Consider the following 22099-nt stretch of genomic DNA (forward strand, 5'->3'; position numbering starts at 1 on the left):
GTTTATGTCGAATGCTTGCGTTTCAAGTAGTACAAAAAAAGTATAGATGTTTTTGAATAAAGTGCAATAGTTTTTAGTTAGAATTTCGATTAAAGATGATTGTTCGAACACATACTAAAGCTAAATTCGAAGTTGTGAGAAAACGAGGTGAAGTCGGATGAAACGAAAAAGCTATCATCGAAAGCAAAAGCGTGTAAAGCGCACCCGTAAAACCCTTACTCTTTTTGTCGCCTTTGCATCTGCAATTGTCGTAGCATTTGTCGCTCTCCGCATCTATGTTCAAGTGGCTGGTGCACCGCCTTTAACCGTACCGAAAGCCTCCATCTTCTTAGATGAAAATGAGAACCAAATTGGGGACCACTTTACAAATCAACGACGTTATTGGGTTGGTCTCGATGAGATGTCACCTTATTTAAAAGAAGCAGTAGTTGCTGTTGAGGATAAAGATTTTTATAAACATGGCGGTTTTGATTATTCACGTATTGCTGGTGCCATTTTAGTGGATATTAAAGCTGGTGGAAAGGTCCAAGGAGCTAGTACAATTACGCAGCAATATGCACGTAACCTTTATCTTTCCCATGAAAAATCTTGGACACGTAAGTTAAATGAAGCCCTTTATGCTTATAGATTAGAAGTTTTTTATGATAAGGACGAAATACTAGAGGGATATTTAAATACTGTCTACTATGGTCACGGCATGTATGGTGTGGAAGCTGCGAGTCGGTTTTACTTCGGGAAATCTGCCAGCGATTTAACCCTTGCAGAAGCAGCCATGTTAACGGGTGTTCCAAAGGGACCAAGTATCTATTCGCCGATTGCCAATTTAGAAAAGGCTACAAATCGCCAACATGTTATTTTAAAGCTTATGGCAGATCAAGGGGCTATTTCACAAGAGGAAAAAACACGTGCTGAAAATGAACAGCTTGTCTTAAAAAATGATAGTTGGGTTGCAACAAAATCTGTCGCTCCTTATTTCCTTGATGTTGCTTGGCAAGAGGCCAGTGAAATTTTAAAAACGAAAAATCTCGATATTAGTGAAGGTGGCTGGACGATTCAAACGACGCTTAACCTGGAGCATCAAAAAGCAGCTGAAGAAGCAGTTGCAAAAAATATGCCTGCGAATGATCTCCAAACAGCATTCGTTAGTATGGAATCGAAAACAGGTGCTGTTACTGCATTAGTTGGAGGCCGTGATTATTCAGTGAGCTCATTTAACCGTGTAACGCAAGCTAAACGTCAACCAGGTTCTACTATAAAGCCGATATTGTATGCGGCGGCACTAGAAAATGGCTACACACCACTTACTTTTTTAGATGTCGGTGAAACGACCTTTACTTATGATAATGGTCGTGGAACGTATGCACCTAAAAACGTCAATGGTCAGTTTGCAGATCATGATATGACAATGGCGCAAGCAATTGCTATTTCAGATAATATATACGCGGTTAAAACATTAGAGGACATCGGCTTCAAGGAATTTCATGATATGGCAAACCGTTTTAGCGTAGGGATTGGTACGAAAGATAATTTATCAATCGCACTTGGTACAATTGAAACGACGCTATATGAAATGACAAATGCTTATAATATTTTAGCGTCGCAGGGACAGCAAACCATTCCAACAACAATTGTGTCCATTAAAAATGCAAATGGCGATGTTATTTATGAAAACAAAGATGTTACAAGCAAGGCTGAGAAGGCTATTTCAAAAGAAAATGCATTCATTTTGACTGAAATGATGACAGGTATTTTCGACCCTGTGTTCAGTGATTATTCACCTGCTACAGGAATTAGTATCCGTTCACGAATGACACACACTTATGCTGCCAAATCAGGCTCTACTAATAGTGACCAATGGCTAATTGGTTTCACACCAAGCCTAACTGCTGGTGTATGGAATGGCTACGACCAGGGTAAAAACCTTACAACAAAGGAAGACACTGCTGCCACAAAACAGATTTGGATCGACTTTATGGAAACTGTCAACAAAGGAACGAAAAATGAAGATTTCAAAAAACCTAAAGGTGTAGAAGGCGTTGTCATTGATATCGAAACAGGGAAATTAGCGACTGATGCTTGTCCTAAACAGCGTCTTGTCTATGTTGAATCTAAAGATGTACCAACTGAAAAATGTACAAACTTTGATATTCTGGACAATAATACTTGGGGAGAGTTTTGGAACATGCTTCCTTTCTCACTTTTTAAAGGCGATGAAAAAAATAAGCAATAATTCGGAAACCTTTTTGAGCATTACACGTTCTATGTTATGAAGGCTCTCGACAAAGTAACGAATAGACAAAAAAATAAGAAAAGCTTTCTCTTCCCCGGAAACATGTCCGTGGGAACAGAAAGCTTTTCTTTTTATGGTTCGCGAAGTATGAGCATCATGGGGCATTTGGCTTGGGTTTGGGTTGTTCAAATGCCGCATAGCGCTCATCACATTCGCGATACCAAGTGTCCTAGCTTACTAAAATGTAAGCTCTGCATCAAGTGTACTTTGTTTCAAACCCACTTTCAACCTAATATCGAAAGCGATTGCAAAATGTCACAGATTGTTCAATCATTGTTGGACTATTCAACAAATAAGTCTTGACGCAATTGCTCCTCACTACGTTTCCATAATTCAGGATTAAGTTGCTCTAGGAAAGTAGCCAATACTTTTTTAGACGGTGCATCCATATGCTCTACAATAATTTGACGCTTCATGGATTTATCCATTTTGTTTACATGGTCAGCTAAAATTTTATAACCACGACGCTTTTCGCGATTAACAACCATTTCACAAGCAGTTACACCTGCATAGTATGGCCCATCCTCTTTATGATCGATAGTCACCCATACTAGCCAATACGGTTTTCCACCCTCTGAATCAGCGCGATCTACCGTAAATTTAATACCTCGTTCTACATCACTACGTGCATGCATCGCACCAATTTCAACAGAAGCTGTTCCCTCTTCTACATCAATTATCACGGGCGATACATTCTCTAGTGAAAGTGAACCAATTCCAAACCCTTTATGTCCATCTGTTGGATCATTTTTTATAATGGTAAAACCCATTTTTTGTTTTGGTTTTTCTTCATTTGCCATACTTAAATATCCTCCGTTCTGCTATTATAAAGGAAAGCATACCGACGCATTATTCTGTCATACTAAACGCTATTTTCAACATTGCGCGTATGCCTCAACGCAAGTAAGAAGTTTATACTTTCTTATAAACTAACTATACAACATTATTCTATAAAGGAGGCAATATTATGCCATACGTAACAGTGAAAATGCTTGAAGGTCGTACAGAGGAACAAAAACGTGCTCTTGTCAAAGAAGTAACAGAGGCCGTTTCTCGCACGGTAAATGCACCTGCAGAAAATGTAACAGTTTTTATCGAAGAAATGTCTAAAAACCATTACGGCGTTGCAGGCGTACGTTTTAGTGATAAATAAGAAAAACTGGGTAGAGCAAGTAACACTCTACCCTTTTTTATAGAGATTTTGTTATTTCAATGTCAGGATGTGATAGATTGAAGCACTACAAACGAATCTTACTTATTTTAATACTGATTATTGGTCTATTACTTATTTTTATTCAGCCCATTCAAAATGCAATTATTGACCGTTTAAGTGATCAATTAAATACAGCCGATTATAGTGCAACGGATATTGAAAAAAACAATCAAGCACATGCAGATTTTGAGTTTGACAATGTACAATCACTTTCTATTGCAGAGGTGCTCCAAGCGCAAATAAAGGCTAGCAATATGCCTGTAATAGGCAGTATTATCGTGCCAAATGTACAGATGCAGCTTCCTATTTTAAAGGGCGTTGGCAACGCTGTCCTTGCCGCTGGGGCTGGTACACTGAAGCCTGATCAGCAGCTTGGACAAGGAAACTATGCGTTAGCAGGTCATTATTTCGAGAATAAGGATATTCTATTTAGCCCACTCTATCAAGCACAAGTTGGTGACATCATTTATGTAACAGATATGACAGATGTGTATGAATATAAATTGGCAACCAAAAAAGTGATTGCTGCAACAGATATTTATATTATTGACGACCTTCCTGACCAAACATTACTAACATTGATTACTTGTGCAGAGAAAGGAACGAAGCGACTAGCTATACAGGCAGACTTTGTGCAAAGCTATCCTATAGAAGATGCACAGGATATCCTTCAGCCCTAATAAAAAGCGCCTTCCAAATTTGAACTGCCCCGTAAAAGTTAGACACCAATCTAACTTTTACGGGGGTTTTTTTATGGCAAAAGTAAAGGCTGAACAACGTATTCAAGCAGTCCAGCGATACTTAAATGGAGATGAATCTATGATTGAAATCGCAGAAGACATCGGAGTGACAAAAAGGGTTGTAAGTGAATGGGTTCGCCGTTATCAAAAAAATGGTGTAGAGACTTTCTTAAAGTCCTATACAAACTATTCAGCTGACTATAAAATGAATGTACTAAATTATATGAACGAGACAGGTACATCTTCAGTTGATACAGCTGCTCTCTTTAATATTTCATCTTCTGGCTTAATTCGGGGTTGGAAATTAAAGTTTGAAGTTGGTGGTTATGATGCTCTTGTTTCCAAGAAAAAGGGGCGTCCATCCATGAAAAATGACACAAAAAGAACAACGAAATCAATACCAGCTGAAGGGTCTGTTGAGGCGTTAACAGCACGTATTAAACAATTAGAAATGGAGAATGCCTACTTAAAAAAGTTGAATACTTTAGTTCAAATGAAAGAAAAATTACCAACCAAATCAAAGCGCAAGTAATTTACGAACTAAAGGAAATCTATGAAGTGGTGGAATTAATCAAAGTCGCTGATATTCCACGTAGTACGTATTATTACTGGGAAAAGCGTTTGAATCGTACTGATAAATACGCTGATGTGAAAGTCGCAATTCAGTCCATTTATCATGAACATAAGGGACTTTATGGCTATCGTCGGATTGCTAAAGAACTTAAAAAATACGGCATTGTTCATGATCCCAAAACGATTAACGGTTTGATGAATGCCATTGGCATAAAATGTGAAGTCCGCATGAGGAAATATCGTTCGTATAAAGGAAAAGTCGGAAAAATTGCCCCAAACATATTACAACGTGATTTTACAGCGAAAAAAATGAACGAGAAATGGGTAACAGACGTGACAGAGTTCCATCTATTTGGTGAGAAACGCTATTTATCACCAGTCCTTGATTTATGTAATGGCGAAATTATTGCATACACGGTAATGAATCGTCCAGTGTATAACCTCGTCCATGATATGCTAGAACAAGCATTGGAGCGCATTCAATCAGGTGATCAAGTCGTTCTTCATTCGGATCAAGGTTGGCACTATCAAATGAAAAAGTATCAACGAACCTTAAAACAACATGGGATTACGCAAAGTATGTCCCGTAAGGGCAATTGTTTAGATAACGCAGTCATAGAAAATTTCTTTGGCTTATTAAAATCTGAACTCCTGTATCTACAAGAATTTAAAATCCATGGCACATTTCGAACAGGAACTTCATGACTATATTCACTATTACAATCACAAACGAATGAAGGCAAAATTAAAAGACCTAAGCCCGGTGGAGTACCGAACTCAGGTCTTAGAAGTAGCTTAACTAAATATGTCTAACTTTTTTGGGTCAGATCAATTGGAGGCGCTTTTTATTATTAATTTTCTTATGCCTTTGTTTGGCGGCGACGCATTAACAATAATGCACCAATAACAAGAATCAAGCCAACAAATACAAACGCTGTTTGATCTGCTCCATCTGTTTGTGGTAATTTACCTTTTGAATTTAGCAATGATTCTAAACGCTCTGCATCTGCTTTAATTTTATTAATATCAATAGCTTGAGCTACTTTAGACTGATCTTCTTTTGATAGCTTATTATAATTGTTAAGGAAGTCTTGATAAGCCTTTAATGTTTGCTTTGTTGCATTTGATGGATCAAAGCCTGGTAATTGCTGACCTTGATTAATCACATCCTGTACAGTTACATCCCCCTTATCAGAAGGAGATGGATTGTCTGGTCCTGGTGTTGGATTTGATGGCTTACTTGGATCTGGTTTATTTGGATCTACGGGGTTATTTGGATCTGGTTTATTCGGATCTACCGGGTTACTTGGATCTGGTTTATTCGGATCTACCGGGTTATTTGGATTTGGTTTATTCGGATCTACCGGGTTATTTGGATCTGGTTTATTCGGATCTACCGGGTTACTTGGATTTGGTTTATTCGGATCTACCGGGTTATTTGAATCTGGTTTATTCGGATCTACCGGGTTATTTGGATCTGGTTTATTCGGATCTACCGGGTTATTTGGATCCGGGTTATTTGGACCTGGGTTTCCTGGTTCAACTGGATCTGGAGGTGTAACTGGTCGTGATGGCTGAATTGTAGCCTCACATGTATTACCTACTGTAATTGTACCAATAATTGTTTCACCATTCTCTTTTACAACATACTTGCCTGGCTTGATAATTGAATTGCTAATAACAATTTGGCCTTGGCTATCTGTTGTAAATTCTGTTGAACCATTTTCCTCTACAGCAATCCCATCTTCACCTGTAATTGTAACTTTTACACCTGCACGTGGCTGCCCATATGCATTGTTAATTGTTAATGTGAAATCTGGACATGCTGGCGCAATTTGTAACTCTGTTTGACAAGATTGTTTATAGGATACTTCAATTTCACCTAAGTAAACTTTGATATCAAACACATCATACATACCTGCTGGCACATCTTGTGAAACAAATGTAATGCGTCCATCTGCATCTATACTTGTTGGAATGATGTTACCTGATTTGTCCTTAATGACTACGCTTTGACTAGCTGGCACTAATATATCGTTATCACCTTTTAGCTCTACAGTAAACTGCGGACACGCTGGTGCTGGTTGGATTGTATGGGCACAGTTTGTATCAACTGCAAACTCATCAATCTTTTTACCATTTTCATACACTTCATACTCAGCTGGCGGAAGACCTGTAGGTGGAAGGTTATCAAATACTACTTCTCCATCTACATCCGTTTTACCAGTGAATGCTTTATTAGAATTTTGTTTGTCAACAATCTCTATAGCTACATTTTCCCGCGGCTTACCATCCACATCATTAATTGTTAATGTAAATGTTTCACACGCTCTAGCTATTGTTAATTCAACCTCACAGCCAGTTGTATAATCAATTGTTACTGTGCCTAAATATTGTTTACCTTCATATACTTTATACGTACCTGCTGGTGTTGTAGATGGTAATATAAATTTGCCATCATTATCTGTTTTTTCTGTAGCGAGTATAGCATTGTTCGAATCTTTTACAGTTACTGTTACATTTGTACGTGGACTGTTATTTTCATCGTTAATTGTAATTGTTACTGATGGACAAGCTTTTGCTTGCTGTACCTCAGCCTTACAATCATCCCCATACTTCACAGTAATCTTTGCATTTTCTAAGACAATACTATCTGCTCCGTTCTTTACTTCTACAGTATATAACCCCGCCTGTACAGCTATTTCTGAACCACCTGTGTCAGGTCGTTTCACTGTGAATTGCCCATTTGCATCCGTTGAGCCTTGGGCTATTTCTATGCCGTTGCTATTCAATAATGTGATGTCTTTACCTGAGCTAATTGGATTGCCATTTGCATCGTTCACTGTAATTGTAAATTTAGGACACGCATTTGGATCAGTAACACTTTCGATATTTTCAACAACATATGGTTCTCCACCAACTAAAATATCAAATTGTGCGTTCATCGTGACTGCAAATGGCTGAATCACTTCATAGCCTGTTGGTGTCACTTCTCTTAAAGTATATTTACCGTAGCGTACTTGCTCGAATGCTACCCTACCATTAGCATCCGTTACACCTTCAGCAAGCTTAACTGTATTATCTTTATTCCATAACTCAAATGTTACGCCTTCAAATACTTCTCGCACTCCTGATAATGGATTTACTTTAAACTTGTTCAGTTGAATAGTACCTCTAGTTGCTGAAGCAGTTGAATCCGATGAACTATACTTAAAGAGTTTTGAATCTCCATCCTGGTCAGTTGTGCCTGCTGCTGAAGCTCCTGCATAGCCAATAGAAGCCACGTTACTTATAGTTTCTCCAGTGTTGCCATCGCCCATAAAGAAAGTTGAATACGTAACAATATAGCCTTTATCGTTTAGCTCTCCTAAGTCAATGCTAAAGCTGCCATCTGGATTTATAACAATCTCATTTTCATTGATAGTAATAGTATTTCCAGTTACTAAATCACCTTTTTCATTCAACTTAATTTCTTGCTTTTTAAATGAATTTGTTAATACTTTTTGATTAGCAGAAGGTTTATCTGTTAATACAATATTTCCAAGCTTAGAGTTAGAAGCATTAACTGTTACTGTCCATTCGATAATATCTGCTGCTGGACGAGGAGCTGCTGATTTTGTAATTAATTCATTTGCATGATTACTAATTGTCGCTATTGCATTATATGTGTAATTACCATTATGTGGCGTATCCAACACTGCACTATTTGTATATTGACTTGCATTGCCACTACTTTGTCCATAAATATCATCAGCATCTTTTGATGTATACTCTACTAAATATGCTTCATTGTTTTCACTTGCATCTAGTCCTGAAAATGTAATAACAAAGCCTGTTACTTTACCATCCATTACTGTTTCGGAAACAGTCCATTTAGATGAATCCAACTGTGGCTGACCAGTTGTTGTACCTTCTTCTGTTGTTAAATTCAATCTTGTAATTGTGATTTGCTCTTTTAATGTTTCACCATTTGGAACAGGGATATAGTGACCTGCACCTAATGTATCCGTTAATGTAGCTCTATCAATATCTTGTTTATTAATATTAATACCTACACGCCAAGCAAATTCCTGTGTATTGTTATTTACCTTTACCTTCTTATAACCATTATTATTTGTTGGAGAATCTTGGTTAGGTGAATAGTCTGCTGTTCTACTAGCTTGATTACCAGTACTTTCTACACCATCCCAAGTAACTTCTGCTAGATTACGATACATAGTTGCTACATTACCATTTGGCTTAATATCAAACTTTGTTTTGTAGTTAATAGTAATTGTACTTCCTGCTGGAATCGTATTCGAAAATGTTACTTTAAAGCCTTCATTACCTGCTGCTGGAGCATTGCCGCTTTTATCTGTAATAGCATAATCTAAAGAGCCTGCGCCTGTCACATTATAAAATGTTGAGTCGCTCCATTGCGTCAATGTATGCTTTAATGTGTCTCCAGGTTTATTTGTCGTTGTAAAGTCGTCTTCAATAACAAGGTTATCCAAGTTTTTCTCAGCCTTAATTGTTAAAGTCCAATCAATTGTTTTCGTTCCATAGTCAATTTTGCCACGTGATTTATTAAAGATTTCTGGTGTAAGATCAACAGTGGCTATATCTGATCCACCATCTCCTCTTGTGACAGTATTTGTAACCGTACCTTGATTGGCATCTGTTACAAACTCATCTTCTAGCTCTGTATTATAAACAATTTTAAATGCTGATGTTACTTCACCGTTTGGTCCTGTAGTGTTTGATGGACTGTCAAAGTCTATTTTAAAATCATAATCATCTTCTGTTAAAGTATAATCTTTACCTTTTGTTAGAAGTGTAGCAGATTGTTTAGTTTGACCATCATTTGATAGCGTCACACGATATACTTTAAAGCTTGTGTAGTCAATTTTATGTTTTCCTGTAGTATCAGAAGAAGTTGTTAATGTATCTGTTAATATAGCTTGAGCTGCAGGAATTTTTTGACCAAGCCAATTGTACTTAATTGTCCATTCTGACCTATATTTATCCCCAGTTCTTGCTTTATCTAAGCTAGGACCATACTGCACAGTTTGAGTGCCATCCGCTGTCGTTGTTGGAATATTAGTTCCTATCAATGTAGCTGTATTCTTATACGTCATGCTTGAATCTGTTGGATCAGCTGTTACGACAGTATTGTATGTTACTTTGTATGCATAATTCCCATCTGTTAAATTAATAGGAAATGCAGTTTCTAATATCGTCTCAGGTGTACCGGGACTATTTGGATTAAAACCATTTAAGCCTACTTTATAGCGCTCAACTGTAATATCTCCTGTTAATGCATGTTTAATATCTGGTACATCATTTAAACTTGCCCCATTCAGTTTTTCTCCACCTGTATTTACCCAAACTGTCCATGGAATTGTCACTTTACCATTTGCATCACGTTTAATTGCAGCGGCACTTTTTTTCAGTAAATCTCCGTTACCTAACGGTGCAAATTCAAATGGTAAGTTAACTGTTGTTCCACCTTCAATTGGAATAATTAGTGTTTGCTCAAGCTCCTCTTCATCAGCAAAATTACCAAATTTAGCTACGAAGTCAAAAGTAATATTCCCAGCTTGCGCCTCTTCAATATCACTATCTAGGAAAACTGTTACCGTCTTTGTTGCACTGTCATATGTTGAATGATAGCTCGCATATTCTGTTGTTCTTGCAACATTGAAAGAGCCTGATGTGAATTCTTCAATCATATTGGCCGGGAGTTGGAATGTAAATGTAGAGCCTACTCCATAGTTCTTTGTTGGATCTACTGCAAAGCTATAATTTAAAGTTACCTGATCACCTTTTCTCGGCTTTGGTCCTGAATAGTTTGCTAAATCAGTAGCATCTCGAATTGGTGTACCATTTAGTATTAAATTCTTAAACGACATGCTAATATCAGCTTGCATAGATTCAGGTGTAAATGCAAGTGGCATCGGTGTATCAGCTTGCATAGGCTCCTCAAGCTGCTCTTCCTCTGGAGTTACTGCCTCATCTGTTTCATCCGTTTCAGTATCTGTATCCTCTCCAGTCTCAGTAGCACCTTCTTCGTCTGGTACAACTGGTTCAGAATCATTCCCCACTTCTTCGTTACTTGGTTGTGATGGTTCTGTTGACTCTGCTCCATTATCAGTACTAGCATCTCCTTCTGGTACTGCTGGTGTTTCTGTTGGTTGTTCTACCGGTTCAGCTTCATTAGTCAGTTCTGGCTCTTTACTAGTACCGCTACCTGTATTCGTATTTTCTATTGGCCGTATGTCATTACCCTCTGCTGCAAACACTGAAATCGGCGAAAGTACTGTTTGGAATACGAGTAGCAATAAAATTATTGCTATGTTTAGTTTTTTTAAGTTTTTCATGCTTCTCTCCTTTTCTAAGTCCAGAGAGATACCTGTGTGTTTGCTGACGACGTAGGCATTCTTTTAATATTCATTGCTACAAACAATAGGTCGATCCCTCTTTTCTTCATTTTGATTGTCGTCAAAGTTGATTACCTTGCAAAAAAGCACATTAAATAGGCAATAACGATTATCCAAGAATATAATATAAATAATTATGTCATCACCCACTACTTTAGATTCACATAATCGACATTCTTCACCACCCCTAGGATTATAGAATTATATTGTATTAGTGATAACTGAACAAATTCTAAACAATTAAGGCTTATTTACTTATTAAAAATTAAATATTTTCCATTTGATTTATATTTATACATAAATAAAAACAGTAAAAGAAAACTCAAATTGAGTTCTTTTACTGTTTCTTCACAATAATTTAGAAAATTTATTTTTTTATATACAAATTTTTATACATTTAATTTTTATTTTTGACCTTTCAACAAGGCTAGTATTTCTTCTTTTACAACGGAATGTGTAGTAGTATCCTCTAAAAAATCTAATGGAAAATAGATTTTATGATCTCGCTTCATACGTCCTGAAATAGAATCAACTATAATCGATTCTCGCGAAAGCTCCCGTAGCTCACCATTTTTCATTTCTAAGAATATCGGTACACGTACTTCTTCCTCTCCAGGTCTGTAAAAATCATATGGCAAATCTGCCGTTGTATCGTGCACAAGATAATAATCTGGGTTCAAGTCAGCCTGTTTGAAAAGCTCTTGGAGTCTTTGATATTTATCTAACTCGACTCCAGGGTCTAAATCAATGTACTGAAATAGCTTACGGTTAACAAAGCGGCGACTTAAATCACTTAGAATAGCATCATCCTCTTGCATCCATAGCTGAAAATATGTAAAAAGTATACTCTCGTCTAACGCAAGATAATCCTCTAGTGTGATAACATTACGGAAAAATGCTAGAAAGTGTGTAGGTTCATGCTTAAATGTATAACCTGCTAAGCTTAATTGTTTTACTCGTTTAAGAATATTATTTAAAATCACTTCTGCGCTACGGGACACTGGGTGGAAATAAATTTGTAAATACATCTGATATCGACTCATAATATAATCTTCCACTGCATGCATACCTGTTGCTTTTATTACCACTTGGTTTTTACGTGGGCGCATTACTCTTAAAATCCGCTCCATATCAAAGTGACCATAGCTAACACCTGTAAAATAAGCATCACGCTGCAAGTAATCCATACGATCCGCATCGATTTGACTTGAAATTAAACTGATCACTTGCTTATTTGGATATGTCTTTTCAATTACTTGCGAGACCTTTTCAGGAAAATCATCTGCTACTTTTTTTAATACTGCATTTACTTCCGTATCGCCCAATAGTATTTGCCTTGTATAGTATTCATGATCCAGCTCAAAGACATTTTCAAAGGCATGTGAAAATGGTCCATGTCCTAAATCATGTAAAAGGGCTGCACATAATACTAATAGTCGCTCACCTTCATCCCAATCAGGGCGACCTACGAAAATATCGTCTACTATACGTCGGACAATTTCGTAAACACCAAGGGAATGGCTAAAGCGACTGTGTTCCGCTCCATGAAATACTAAAAATGTGGTACCTAACTGACGAATTCTGCGTAAACGCTGAAATTCTCTTGTACCCACTAAATCCCATATCACCTGATCTCGAACATGTACATACCGGTGAACAGGGTCTTTAAATACTTTCTCTTCTTGCAATTTAGCGTCTGCATATGTCATTTGGATAGCACCCCCATTTTGTTATAGTTCTATTATATGCGATAAATCTAGGACTAGCATACTTATTACCTTTTTTCTATAGATACTAACAACCTTTTTCAGCTATAATCCAATTTACCCCAAATTCTATTGGTCTAATATTTATAGCCATCTAAAAAAACAAAAACAAAAGCTATCCCTAACAAGTAGAGATAGCATGATGTTTTACTTATTTCTTTAATTTTGCTAAAACCTTTTCCATAAGTTCTTCTTCTGTTAAGGCAGCAACAGGTCGGCTATTTACAAAGGTAAATGTTTTTTTGCGTCCTGGACCACAGTAAGAATGACAGCCTATTTCGATGGTTGCATCAGGATCGATTTCCTTTAATTTTGGAATTAACGTTTTTAAGTTAACGGCCTGACATTCATCGCAAACTTTAAATTCGTTTGCCATTTTGTCAACAACCCTTTCTATATAGTATTTTTAAACAAAAATATCGCTCTATTGAACGCATGACCTTCACATATTTAAGTATGCAGCATACGTACAAACCTACATCGGGTATTGTATCGCATTTTTCCCCTTCTATTCAAGCATATTTCCTTCTACATAGATGAATAAAAGGTTAAAAGATTGGTCATGCTAGTCTTAAATAACAAGTTACCAATAAAGGTGGGAGGATTTAAAAAATGAGTAAAGTAAGACAAGATGCTTGGTTAAAAGAAAACGATGAATTATTAGCAGAGGCGGTTATTCGACATGTAACGGAAGGTAGCACACAGCTCAATGCCTTTGAAGAAGCTGGTGATGCATTGAACCGTACTGCTGCAGCCTGTGGTTTTCGTTGGAATGCGGTTGTTCGTAAAGAATACGAGGAACAATTAGCAGAAGCAAAGAAGGAAAGAAAAGAGAGAATGCGAGTGTTGGGAGCACCAGCAAGACGACGTGCTTCTAGTATGTTTACAGTAAATAGTAGTGCAGCAGAAGGAAAATCAATTCCACTATCTGCTCTTTCTCTTGATATTGTTATAGCCTATTTACTACGTTTACAGCATTCTGGTGAAGTAGGAAATGAATCTTCAAAATGGAGACAGCTTGTACATGTAACATCTGAGAAAAATAAAAAGCTAGAGAAAACTATTACAAAACTAGAAGAAGAAAATCGAGCGATTCGCAAGGATTACGAGCAATTTGTTCAAATTATGAATCGCGCTAGACGACTTGTTACATTAGATGAAGAGGAAGAGCGAATTGCGCCTGTTTTCAAAATGGAGAAAAACGGCAACCTTGTAACAAGCAGCTCTATTTATCAATCAGAAAATGGCGATGCGCTTAATTAGCAGCATCGCCTTTTTTATGTTTCATATAATGAGTCTATGACTTTCGTTCAAGCATTTTGGCATTGCGCTCGAAAACACGCTGTAAATAAAAACCGTATAGCTTTAATTCCTCATTATCGAAAGATTGAGGACGAACTTCCTCAGCTAAATGATGAAGTAGTTGCTGAAGACGAATGACAACCGCCTCTACTGTTAAATTTGGATCGACAAGTTCTGAAAGCGAAGCCATGACTTCAGGCACAATTTGAGGATACACAAACTTTGTCTCTGCCTGTTGCAAACTTTCCTCATAAAAGTCACGAATAAGTGCAGCACGTTGTGAGCCGCTTCCTTCAATACATAAATAGATTTGAACAGCTACTCCTTGGCGTAGACGTCTTTGTGAAATGCCTGCAAATTTTTTCCCTTCAATACTTAAATCATAAGATCCTGGACAATAAGAGCCTACTATTTCATAAGCCTCAATTTTAGTAGCTACTTCTGGGAACAACCCCTTCACAAGATCTACCATTACATCATAGCCATCATTAATGCTAAGTGACTGAGTTTGTTCAGACAATATAATAGAAATATTGAGAACTCCTTCATCTAGCACTACCGCTAATCCACCCGAGTTACGAACGATAGGATGATAGCCTCTAGACTCTAGTAATTCCATACCTTGTTGAACATAAGGTAAACGATGATCTTGAATACCAAGTACAACCGAAGCCTCATGAACCCAGGTACGAATTGTTGGCGGCGAAGTTAATTGCCCAACTAATTGACACAACGTATCATCTGTCGCAAATGATTCTAACGGTGATCTTTGCTTTGCACTAATCGATTGATCATAAAAACGCCAAATTGGCTGTTGTAACATACTTTTCATATTGGTACTCCTCTATCTACATCTCTTCTCTTAGCATACATTATCTCTAGTTGGTGTCAAATTCGTGAACTACTATCATGAATTTAGGGATTTTGTACAAACTATGATAAACTAATTTTTGAATGGTATTCACTTATAAAGGAGTGTTTTCAATAATGAATGAAGCAGCAATTACATTAGATGGATGGTATGCTTTACATGACTTCCGCTCAATCGACTGGGCTTCTTGGAAACTTGTTTCTGCTGAAGAACGTCAGGCAGCAGTAGAAGAATTTATTGCTTATTTAGAAAAGCTAAACGAAGCTGATATCGCAAAAACAGGTGCACATGCATTTTATGCAATCGTTGGCCAAAAAGCTGACTTTATGATTATGACATTGCGTGAAACAATGGATGAGCTACAAGAGCTTGAAGCAGAATTTAATAAATTAGCGATAGCTGATTTTACAATTCCTACATACTCTTATGTATCTGTTGTGGAGCTTTCTAACTATTTAGCCGGCGAATCAAATGAAGATCCATACCAAAATCCACATGTACGTGCACGTTTATATCCTGAACTTCCACGTGCTAAATATGTATGCTTCTACCCGATGGATAAACGCCGTCAAGGGAACGATAACTGGTACATGCTATCAATGGATGAGCGTAAATCATTAATGCGTTCTCACGGAATGATTGGCCGAGGTTATGCTGGTAAAGTTAAGCAAATTATTACAGGTTCTGTGGGCTTTGATGATCACGAATGGGGCGTAACATTATTTGCTGATGATGTGCTACAATTCAAAAAATTAGTATATGAAATGCGCTTCGATGAAGTATCTGCACGCTACGGCGAGTTCGGTGAATTCTTCGTCGGAAACCTACTGGATAAAGATAAACTGGTTAAATTCTTAACTGTTTAATACCAATTAAAAATGCGAGTCCCTGCTATGGACTCGCATTTTTAAATTTCGTTTTCTTCAGCATTCTCGGATTCAAATATTAAAATAATGATATGAATAAAAAATCCAGTAAGAATCATCAGAAAAATCAAATACCCATTATATGGTTGATTGTAGTATTCTGCTATTGCTACTGCCAAAAAAGCACTGATAATAATGGCTACAAACATACTAAAAATACGCATGGATACGCTCCTTCATAAATGCATATATTATTTCATTTTTAGTATGTCTCGGTTAATAGTTACTATACTTGCTACGTAAAAGTTTTACGTCTAGGCAAGATTCATCTTTTTTGAGGATATATTCTTATAACGCTTCGCCAGATCCAAGATAAAAAAGCGCCATCCCTCTACGATGACACTTTCTTATCCAGTAGATTTTAACCTCCACATACTTCCTTAAGAGCTTTCATCCTTTACCTTTAAAATTAAAATAACCGTTTGAATAAAAAAGCCAATCACAATAATTAATATAAAGAGGTACCAATGGAGTGGCTGTCCATAAAACTCTCCTAGTAGAAAGGCTAATACTGCACTTAATAAAATCCCGAACCAAACCCCAATTTCCATTACCCATCACCTCACATGTATGGAATACACATGCAATTCATTTCACGTTCCCCTATTTCTATCTTTTTCTATTTACCCGTTTTATCTAAAAAACTATGGAACTTGTAGGATTATCAATTAATTTATGGGCATTTGTCGTTATTACTACTATATGCATACTAACTTTGATGTGTGATTGTCTTTCTTATCAAAATTGAACATGTCTACAATACCCTCGTGCATATACTGTCTGCGAGGAGGTATGAAAATCGCTGTTATCAAGACGAATGATGCACAAACAGCCCTACTAGCAAGACTTATGCGTGCCGAAGCAGAAGGTGAAGGAGAGCTAGGCATGTTAATGGTTGGGAATGTTGGTGTTAATCGTGTAAGGGGTGATTGTTTAGACTTTGGTGATATTCGAACAATTGAGCAGATGGTTTATCAACGTCCAGGAGGCTTTGAAGCGACTCAAAAAAGTTATTTTTATCAACGAGCACGTGATCAAGATATTCGGTTAGCAAAACGGGTGATTCAAGGCGAACGATTTCATCCAGCGACCCGCTCCTTATGGTTTTTCATGCCTGCAGGTGAATGTCCTGCACAATGGTATGGCCAGTGGAATACTGGCAGATTCAAATCTCATTGCTTTTTCTCGCCAACTGAACAAGATTGTCCTCAAATTTAAAAAGAAAGTAGGTCGATAATTGATGATGCCTTATTATTGGACACCAACAACGCAACAACAAATGACTCCTCCTCCAGTGACACTTCCAAGCGGAAGACCACCTGGTCGCGAAGAGTCCTATATAGAAAATATTTTAAGATTGAATCGAGGAAAACCAGCTACCTTCCATTTTTCTTTTGAGCATGCAGTAGAACAGGGAAAAAACACAAAAACTGTGCGTGGTGTAGTGGAAGCCGCTGGACGGGATCATGTCATTATCCGTGAACTTAAATCCAATCATCGTTTCCTATTCCCTATGATTTATTTTGATTTCGCTGAGTATGATGAAGAAATGGCTTATTTTAATCAGAATCCATAATTGTATTTTCTAGTGTAAAAATCCGCAATACGCTCACTGACAAATGGTCAATGAGCGTATGCGGATTTTTTATCGTTTACTCGATTTCATTTCCTTTTAAATACGCTAATGTTGCTTTACCTAAAGTTTTTGCAGCAATCAGCATGGCACGTTCATCAAAATCAAAGCGGGCATGATGATGAGGATAGGCCGTTTCCCACTCTGGCTTTTTAGCACCGGTGAAGAAGAATGTACCCGGTACTTTTTCTAAATAATAAGCAAAATCCTCCCCAACCATAAACGGTGGACATGTTCTTACGTGCGCTACACCTGGTACAGTTGAAGCTAGCTCAGTCACGAAATCGGTTTCTTTCTGATGATTATAAACAGGTGGATAGCCTCTTGAGTAGCGATACTCATAGCTTGCCCCGAATGCAAGGCAAGTTGCATTCAATACTGCTTCTAGCTCTCGCTCTATTTGTGTCCGCACCTCTTCTTCAAATGTACGAATTGTTCCCGCCAGTACCACTCGGTCAGCAATAACATTAAACGGATTAATTGCCTCGAAATGACCGATTGTTAACACAGCTGATTTTAATGGATCAATACGTCTTGAAACAAGCTGTTGAGCATTAATGACAAATTGTGAGGCAAGGGTTACAGCATCAATGGAGTGATGTGGCTCTGCACCATGACCACCCTTTCCTTGGATCGCAATTTCTACTTTATCAGCGGCAGCCATAATTGCGCCATCTTTCACTAAAATTTCTCCTAATGGTGTAGGTGCCCATAGATGTGTACCAAAAATAACATCTACCCCATCTAAACATCCGTCCTCTATCATTGGCTTTGCTCCACCTGGTGCCACTTCTTCAGCATGCTGATGAATAAAAACTACATTGCCTGCTATGTCGTCCTTCATCGCATTAAGTGCCTTAGCTAACCCGAGCAATGTGGCTGTATGACCATCATGCCCACAAGCATGCATTATTCCAGGTACTTTAGATTTATAGGGAACATCATTTTCCTCTTGTATAGCTAAAGCGTCAAAATCAGCTCGCAATGCTACTGTTTTGCCAGGTTTATTACCGTGTAATATGGCTACTACACCACGCCCCCCTACACCTTCACGAACCTCATGGCCCAATTCTCTATGAAAAGCAGCTATATAAGCTGGCGTCTTCTCTTCCTCAAAGGATAATTCAGGGTATTCGTGTAAGTGCCGACGAATTCCTACCATCTCATCATAGTAACGATCTATGAATGTAAATAGCTTTTCCATGCTTCCACAACCTCACTTTTTATATTTTCAAAATATTACAAGTAATAGTAGTGTACTATAATAACTTGTTAAATGAATACGATTTACATTGAGAGTAATTGTTTATAACAAAGAAAACTCTCCTACACATAGTGCAAGAGAGACATAATTTATTAGCGAGCATGTTTTAGAGCAGATAAGATAATGAGTAACCATCCTATTAAAAATAGGACGCCACCAATCGGTGTAATGGCACCCAACACTTTTATACCACTTATTGCTAATACATATAAGCTACCTGAAAAGAAAACAATCCCAAGGTTAAAGAAAATACCTGCCACATTTAATTGTTTCACTTCACCAAATAGTTTAGAGCTCATTAGTAGGCCAATAACTAGCAAGCCCGTAGCATGAAACATTTGATATTGGACTGCGGTTTCCCAAATACCTCGACTATATTCATCTAAAACTTCCTTTAACGCATGTGCACCGAATGCACCAAATGCCACTGCTAATAGGCCGTGAAGAGCACCTGACACGATAAATCTTTTCATTTCTCGTTACCCTACCTTTAAAATGGATTAAAAATCAAAAATGGAATCACCATTTGCTCCATCTTCTTCAATCTTTGAAGTATATAAAGTTGATGGTTTTGACTCTGCCACAAGCATTTGTGGTAAATGCTTAGGAGGTGTGATTGATGCGGTATCACTTGGAGAATCTAACACCACATCACATAATGCTCGAATGGCTATAAGAGCTTCGCGAATTTGTTGATCATTCCCTGCATTTTTTGCACCAGATAATTGTTTTTCAAGTTGTTGTATAACGGCTTGATAAGGAATCATTACATTCTCCCACTTTCTACTTTTGGTACAAATTTCAAACAATCCATACCTGAGGATTGTTTAACGACAACGGATGGTATTTGCTTTGTTTTAAAGCCATATGCTGCACAAGCTCGTGGGGTTTGTGGGTCCCAGGTTACTTTAAAGAACTGACACTTAAAACAATTCACCTTCATCATCGTCCCTCACTTTCTTCTATAATAACTGTATCATGATTTGTAGAGGGTATAAAGCAAACGATTTGTGCCAATCTATGCTAAACACCAATCAATGGGTTGCTTGCCCCACTCCTCTAATTGCTGGTTAATTGTTGAATATGGTTTACTTCCAAAAAATCCTCGGTATGCACTTAGAGGGCTCGGATGTGGCGCCTCGAGGATGGCATGAGGTGTTTTATATTTTCGTATCAGCTGTTTTTTTCGCTGTGCTGGTTTACCCCAAAGTACAAAAATAAGTGGTTCTTCCCTAGCTGCCAATTGATCAATTACTGCATCGGTAAATTGCTCCCACCCTTGATCTTTATGAGAATGTGCCTGTCCCGCTCGCACCGTAAGAACCGTATTTAAAAGCATGACACCTTGCTCTGCCCATTTTGTTAATGTTCCATTTTTAGGAATAGGACAGCCAATATCATCTTGTAGCTCTTGAAACATGTTTCGTAAGCTAGGTGGATGCGGAATACCTGGCTTAACTGAAAAGCTTAAGCCATGTGCTTGATTTGGACCATGATAAGGATCTTGTCCTAAAATCACTACCTTTACATCATGGTAAGCTGTTGTATAAAATGCATTCATTACATCATCCATTGGTGGATAAATTGTTTGTGTGGAATATTCATTTGCTATAAACTGGCGTAGTTGTTGATAGTATGGTTTTTCCATCTCTTTAGCGAGTATTTCTTGCCAATCATTCGGGAATACTTGTTTCATCGTCCATTAAGCCCCTTTCTCTTCTTACAACGGTACAAAAAATTAATCTTGAATTCAAGCGTCATTTCAAACTGACCTTATATAAATATCATATTCTGGCTATTTTTATAGAATCAGATTCAGACTATACTAAATGGTAAATTTAATTACGATAAAGGAGATCTTTTACATGACTCTAAAAAAAACATTAACAATTGCTGGTTCAGATACATCAGGCGGAGCTGGGATGCAAGCCGACCTAAAAACATTTCAAGAGCACGGTACATATGGTATGGTGGCTTTAACAGTTGTCGTAACAATGGATCCGAACGGCTGGACACATCATGTTACTCCACTCCCAACAGAGCTTTTACAAAAGCAAATTGACACAGCTCTTTCTACAGGTATTGATGCCATTAAAACAGGTATGTTATCAACTGAAGAAATCATTCGTATTGCTGGTGAGGCTATCGCAAAATCAGGCACAACAAATGTAGTTATCGATCCTGTGATGGTATGTAAGGGAGAAGATGAAGTCCTGAACCCTGGTAACACAGATGCTATGATACAACATCTTTTACCATTAGCAGCAGTCACAACACCTAATCTTTTCGAGGCTGGACAATTAGCTGGGACAGGTACACCCAAAACAATAGATGAAATGAAAACAGCAGCACGAAAAATCCATGAACTAGGTGCAAAAGCTGTTGTCATCAAAGGTGGAAAAGCACTAGCAACAGAAAAAGCAACAGACCTATTCTTCGATGGAGAAACATTCTTCCTATTAGAATCCGAGAAAGTTGCTTCGACTAATAACCATGGTGCAGGCTGTACATTTGCTGCTTCTGTAACGGCAAACCTTGCCAACGGTCTTTCTATTAAAGATGCTGTTATTGAGGCAAAAGAATTTGTATCAGCTGCCATCGCACATGGCTGGGCTCTAAATGACTATGTTGGTCCTGTCATGCACGGAGCAAAATCCCGTTATGGTGCTCCACAAGTAACAGTAACTGAAGTTTAATTAAGAAAGGGATGGCCTCAAAAGTTATTTGAGACATCCCTTTTCTTTACAGATATTTCTCCATCATCTCAAGCCTATAATCCCATGGGTCATTTATTGAAATAAATTGGGCTAAAGCCTTACTTTCCTTTTTACGCTCAGCACGTGCCTTTGCTCGCTCTGAAGCAGTTTCATGCAACCTCGTTTCCTCCACCGTTTCGGGGATAGCACGGGGAACTAACGCAGGTTTTTTATTGTCATCTAATGCTACAGAGGTTAATAATGCAGTCACTGCCACCTTTCTTTCCCCTGTTTTCAAGTTTTATTTAATTTTCAGAATATTACAATCTTTAAACGATTCTTTATTGTTTACGTATCAGCTAAAGTTAAAATGGGACAAGATACGTTAGGACTTCGTATCCCATAT

At 37.7% G+C, this 22099-nt stretch carries 21 protein-coding genes and 1 pseudogene; 9 read left to right on the forward strand and 13 right to left on the reverse strand.

Annotation, left to right across the window (positions count from 1 at the left end; genetic code table 11):
• Nucleotides 1-157 precede the first annotated feature (157 nt).
• Entirely contained in the window at nt 158-2230 is a 2073-nt protein-coding gene (locus tag ABC382_RS12965) for a transglycosylase domain-containing protein (protein WP_412926921.1), read from the forward strand.
• A 341-nt stretch (nt 2231-2571) separates the two neighbouring features.
• Here the strand turns inward: ABC382_RS12965 and ABC382_RS12970 are convergent, their stop codons facing one another.
• A complete protein-coding gene (locus tag ABC382_RS12970; protein ID WP_274795507.1) occupies nt 2572-3090 on the reverse strand; it encodes a YwhD family protein in 519 nt (172 codons plus the stop codon).
• 167 nt (nt 3091-3257) lie between these two features.
• Between ABC382_RS12970 and ABC382_RS12975 the strand changes: the two genes are divergently transcribed.
• From ABC382_RS12975 to ABC382_RS12985, 3 genes and pseudogenes are all read left to right on the forward strand, one after another.
• Nucleotides 3258-3443 carry a 2-hydroxymuconate tautomerase gene (locus ABC382_RS12975; protein WP_004231516.1) on the forward strand — a complete coding sequence of 62 codons (186 nt, stop codon included), beginning with the start codon at nt 3258-3260 and terminating at the stop codon, nt 3441-3443.
• 77 nt (nt 3444-3520) lie between these two features.
• Nucleotides 3521-4183, forward strand: coding sequence for a class A sortase (locus ABC382_RS12980; protein WP_274795506.1), 663 nt, complete (start codon nt 3521-3523; stop codon nt 4181-4183).
• 73 nt (nt 4184-4256) lie between these two features.
• A pseudogene (locus ABC382_RS12985) lies at nt 4257-5615 on the forward strand (IS3 family transposase).
• Nucleotides 5616-5676: 61 nt separating this feature from the next.
• On the opposite strand, the gene ABC382_RS12990 reads toward ABC382_RS12985, so the two are convergent.
• From ABC382_RS12990 to ABC382_RS13000, 3 genes are all read right to left on the reverse strand, one after another.
• Complete coding sequence (locus ABC382_RS12990) at nt 5677-11175, reverse strand: collagen binding domain-containing protein (RefSeq protein ID WP_412926922.1); 5499 nt, start codon at nt 11173-11175, stop codon at nt 5677-5679.
• Between the two features lie 464 nt (nt 11176-11639).
• Nucleotides 11640-12944: an HD domain-containing protein gene (locus ABC382_RS12995; RefSeq protein ID WP_407132729.1), complete on the reverse strand. Its 1305-nt coding sequence runs from the start codon at nt 12942-12944 to the stop codon at nt 11640-11642.
• 208 nt (nt 12945-13152) lie between these two features.
• The gene (locus ABC382_RS13000; RefSeq protein WP_049667962.1) at nt 13153-13377 is read right to left on the reverse strand and encodes a YuzB family protein; all 225 of its coding nucleotides are present in this window, start codon (nt 13375-13377) and stop codon (nt 13153-13155) included.
• Nucleotides 13378-13613: 236 nt separating this feature from the next.
• Between ABC382_RS13000 and ABC382_RS13005 the strand changes: the two genes are divergently transcribed.
• Nucleotides 13614-14264 (forward strand): RsfA family transcriptional regulator, encoded by a 651-nt coding sequence (locus tag ABC382_RS13005; protein WP_274795503.1) that lies wholly within the window; start codon nt 13614-13616, stop codon nt 14262-14264.
• A gap of 34 nt (nt 14265-14298) precedes the next feature.
• Here the strand turns inward: ABC382_RS13005 and lipL are convergent, their stop codons facing one another.
• Nucleotides 14299-15135: an octanoyl-[GcvH]:protein N-octanoyltransferase gene (gene lipL / locus ABC382_RS13010; RefSeq protein WP_312505010.1), complete on the reverse strand. Its 837-nt coding sequence runs from the start codon at nt 15133-15135 to the stop codon at nt 14299-14301.
• 155 nt (nt 15136-15290) lie between these two features.
• Between lipL and hemQ the strand changes: the two genes are divergently transcribed.
• A complete protein-coding gene (gene hemQ, locus ABC382_RS13015; protein WP_274795501.1) occupies nt 15291-16040 on the forward strand; it encodes a hydrogen peroxide-dependent heme synthase in 750 nt (249 codons plus the stop codon).
• A gap of 41 nt (nt 16041-16081) precedes the next feature.
• Here the strand turns inward: hemQ and ABC382_RS13020 are convergent, their stop codons facing one another.
• Both ABC382_RS13020 and ABC382_RS13025 read right to left on the reverse strand, forming a co-directional pair.
• A complete protein-coding gene (locus tag ABC382_RS13020) occupies nt 16082-16264 on the reverse strand; it encodes a hypothetical protein (RefSeq protein ID WP_274795500.1) in 183 nt (60 codons plus the stop codon).
• Nucleotides 16265-16480: 216 nt separating this feature from the next.
• Nucleotides 16481-16651: a hypothetical protein gene (locus tag ABC382_RS13025; protein ID WP_197278966.1), complete on the reverse strand. Its 171-nt coding sequence runs from the start codon at nt 16649-16651 to the stop codon at nt 16481-16483.
• A 241-nt stretch (nt 16652-16892) separates the two neighbouring features.
• Between ABC382_RS13025 and ABC382_RS13030 the strand changes: the two genes are divergently transcribed.
• Nucleotides 16893-17318, forward strand: a complete 426-nt coding sequence (locus tag ABC382_RS13030; protein ID WP_274795499.1) for a cell wall hydrolase — start codon at nt 16893-16895, stop codon at nt 17316-17318.
• Nucleotides 17319-17340: 22 nt separating this feature from the next.
• Nucleotides 17341-17676 (forward strand): spore coat protein GerQ, encoded by a 336-nt coding sequence (gerQ, locus tag ABC382_RS13035; RefSeq protein WP_004227629.1) that lies wholly within the window; start codon nt 17341-17343, stop codon nt 17674-17676.
• 76 nt (nt 17677-17752) lie between these two features.
• On the opposite strand, the gene ABC382_RS13040 is transcribed toward gerQ, so the two are convergent.
• From ABC382_RS13040 to ABC382_RS13060, 5 genes are all read right to left on the reverse strand, one after another.
• Nucleotides 17753-18937: a M20 family metallopeptidase gene (locus ABC382_RS13040; RefSeq protein ID WP_274795498.1), complete on the reverse strand. Its 1185-nt coding sequence runs from the start codon at nt 18935-18937 to the stop codon at nt 17753-17755.
• A 152-nt stretch (nt 18938-19089) separates the two neighbouring features.
• On the reverse strand, nt 19090-19470 hold the full coding sequence (locus ABC382_RS13045; RefSeq protein ID WP_274795497.1) for a DUF423 domain-containing protein: 381 nt from the start codon (nt 19468-19470) through the stop codon (nt 19090-19092).
• Between the two features lie 27 nt (nt 19471-19497).
• Entirely contained in the window at nt 19498-19764 is a 267-nt protein-coding gene (locus ABC382_RS13050; RefSeq protein ID WP_274795496.1) for a YwdI family protein, read from the reverse strand.
• Entirely contained in the window at nt 19764-19940 is a 177-nt protein-coding gene (locus ABC382_RS13055) for a uracil-DNA glycosylase (protein ID WP_274797261.1), read from the reverse strand. Before ABC382_RS13055 ends, ABC382_RS13050 begins: the two co-directional genes overlap by 1 nt.
• Nucleotides 19941-20015: 75 nt before the next feature.
• Nucleotides 20016-20693, reverse strand: coding sequence for a uracil-DNA glycosylase (locus ABC382_RS13060; protein WP_274795495.1), 678 nt, complete (start codon nt 20691-20693; stop codon nt 20016-20018).
• Between the two features lie 169 nt (nt 20694-20862).
• On the opposite strand from ABC382_RS13060, the gene thiD reads away from it, so the two are divergent.
• Nucleotides 20863-21693: a bifunctional hydroxymethylpyrimidine kinase/phosphomethylpyrimidine kinase gene (gene thiD / locus ABC382_RS13065; protein ID WP_322604810.1), complete on the forward strand. Its 831-nt coding sequence runs from the start codon at nt 20863-20865 to the stop codon at nt 21691-21693.
• A gap of 46 nt (nt 21694-21739) precedes the next feature.
• Here thiD and ABC382_RS13070 read toward each other — a convergent pair whose 3' ends face one another.
• Nucleotides 21740-21970: a hypothetical protein gene (locus ABC382_RS13070; protein ID WP_407132725.1), complete on the reverse strand. Its 231-nt coding sequence runs from the start codon at nt 21968-21970 to the stop codon at nt 21740-21742.
• Nucleotides 21971-22099: the final 129 nt, after the last annotated feature.

This window comes from Lysinibacillus phoenicis, from assembly GCF_047238325.1.
GTDB classification, from domain to species: domain Bacteria; phylum Bacillota; class Bacilli; order Bacillales_A; family Planococcaceae; genus Lysinibacillus; species Lysinibacillus irui.

What these genes read in the sequence shown, in the direction of transcription:
- ABC382_RS12965 (WP_412926921.1), top strand. Translation starts at nt 158, where the DNA reads ATGAAACGAAAAAGCTATCATCGAAAGCAAAAGCGTGTAAAGCGCACC.
- ABC382_RS12970 (WP_274795507.1), bottom strand. Translation starts at nt 3,090, where the DNA reads ATGGCAAATGAAGAAAAACCAAAACAAAAAATGGGTTTTACCATTATA.
- ABC382_RS12975 (WP_004231516.1), top strand. Translation starts at nt 3,258, where the DNA reads ATGCCATACGTAACAGTGAAAATGCTTGAAGGTCGTACAGAGGAACAA.
- ABC382_RS12990 (WP_412926922.1), bottom strand. Translation starts at nt 11,175, where the DNA reads ATGAAAAACTTAAAAAAACTAAACATAGCAATAATTTTATTGCTACTC.
- ABC382_RS12995 (WP_407132729.1), bottom strand. Translation starts at nt 12,944, where the DNA reads ATGACATATGCAGACGCTAAATTGCAAGAAGAGAAAGTATTTAAAGAC.
- ABC382_RS13000 (WP_049667962.1), bottom strand. Translation starts at nt 13,377, where the DNA reads ATGGCAAACGAATTTAAAGTTTGCGATGAATGTCAGGCCGTTAACTTA.
- ABC382_RS13005 (WP_274795503.1), top strand. Translation starts at nt 13,614, where the DNA reads ATGAGTAAAGTAAGACAAGATGCTTGGTTAAAAGAAAACGATGAATTA.
- lipL (WP_312505010.1), bottom strand. Translation starts at nt 15,135, where the DNA reads ATGAAAAGTATGTTACAACAGCCAATTTGGCGTTTTTATGATCAATCG.
- hemQ (WP_274795501.1), top strand. Translation starts at nt 15,291, where the DNA reads ATGAATGAAGCAGCAATTACATTAGATGGATGGTATGCTTTACATGAC.
- ABC382_RS13020 (WP_274795500.1), bottom strand. Translation starts at nt 16,264, where the DNA reads ATGCGTATTTTTAGTATGTTTGTAGCCATTATTATCAGTGCTTTTTTG.
- ABC382_RS13025 (WP_197278966.1), bottom strand. Translation starts at nt 16,651, where the DNA reads ATGGAAATTGGGGTTTGGTTCGGGATTTTATTAAGTGCAGTATTAGCC.
- ABC382_RS13030 (WP_274795499.1), top strand. Translation starts at nt 16,893, where the DNA reads ATGAAAATCGCTGTTATCAAGACGAATGATGCACAAACAGCCCTACTA.
- gerQ (WP_004227629.1), top strand. Translation starts at nt 17,341, where the DNA reads ATGATGCCTTATTATTGGACACCAACAACGCAACAACAAATGACTCCT.
- ABC382_RS13040 (WP_274795498.1), bottom strand. Translation starts at nt 18,937, where the DNA reads ATGGAAAAGCTATTTACATTCATAGATCGTTACTATGATGAGATGGTA.
- ABC382_RS13045 (WP_274795497.1), bottom strand. Translation starts at nt 19,470, where the DNA reads ATGAAAAGATTTATCGTGTCAGGTGCTCTTCACGGCCTATTAGCAGTG.
- ABC382_RS13050 (WP_274795496.1), bottom strand. Translation starts at nt 19,764, where the DNA reads ATGATTCCTTATCAAGCCGTTATACAACAACTTGAAAAACAATTATCT.
- ABC382_RS13055 (WP_274797261.1), bottom strand. Translation starts at nt 19,940, where the DNA reads ATGAAGGTGAATTGTTTTAAGTGTCAGTTCTTTAAAGTAACCTGGGAC.
- ABC382_RS13060 (WP_274795495.1), bottom strand. Translation starts at nt 20,693, where the DNA reads ATGAAACAAGTATTCCCGAATGATTGGCAAGAAATACTCGCTAAAGAG.
- thiD (WP_322604810.1), top strand. Translation starts at nt 20,863, where the DNA reads ATGACTCTAAAAAAAACATTAACAATTGCTGGTTCAGATACATCAGGC.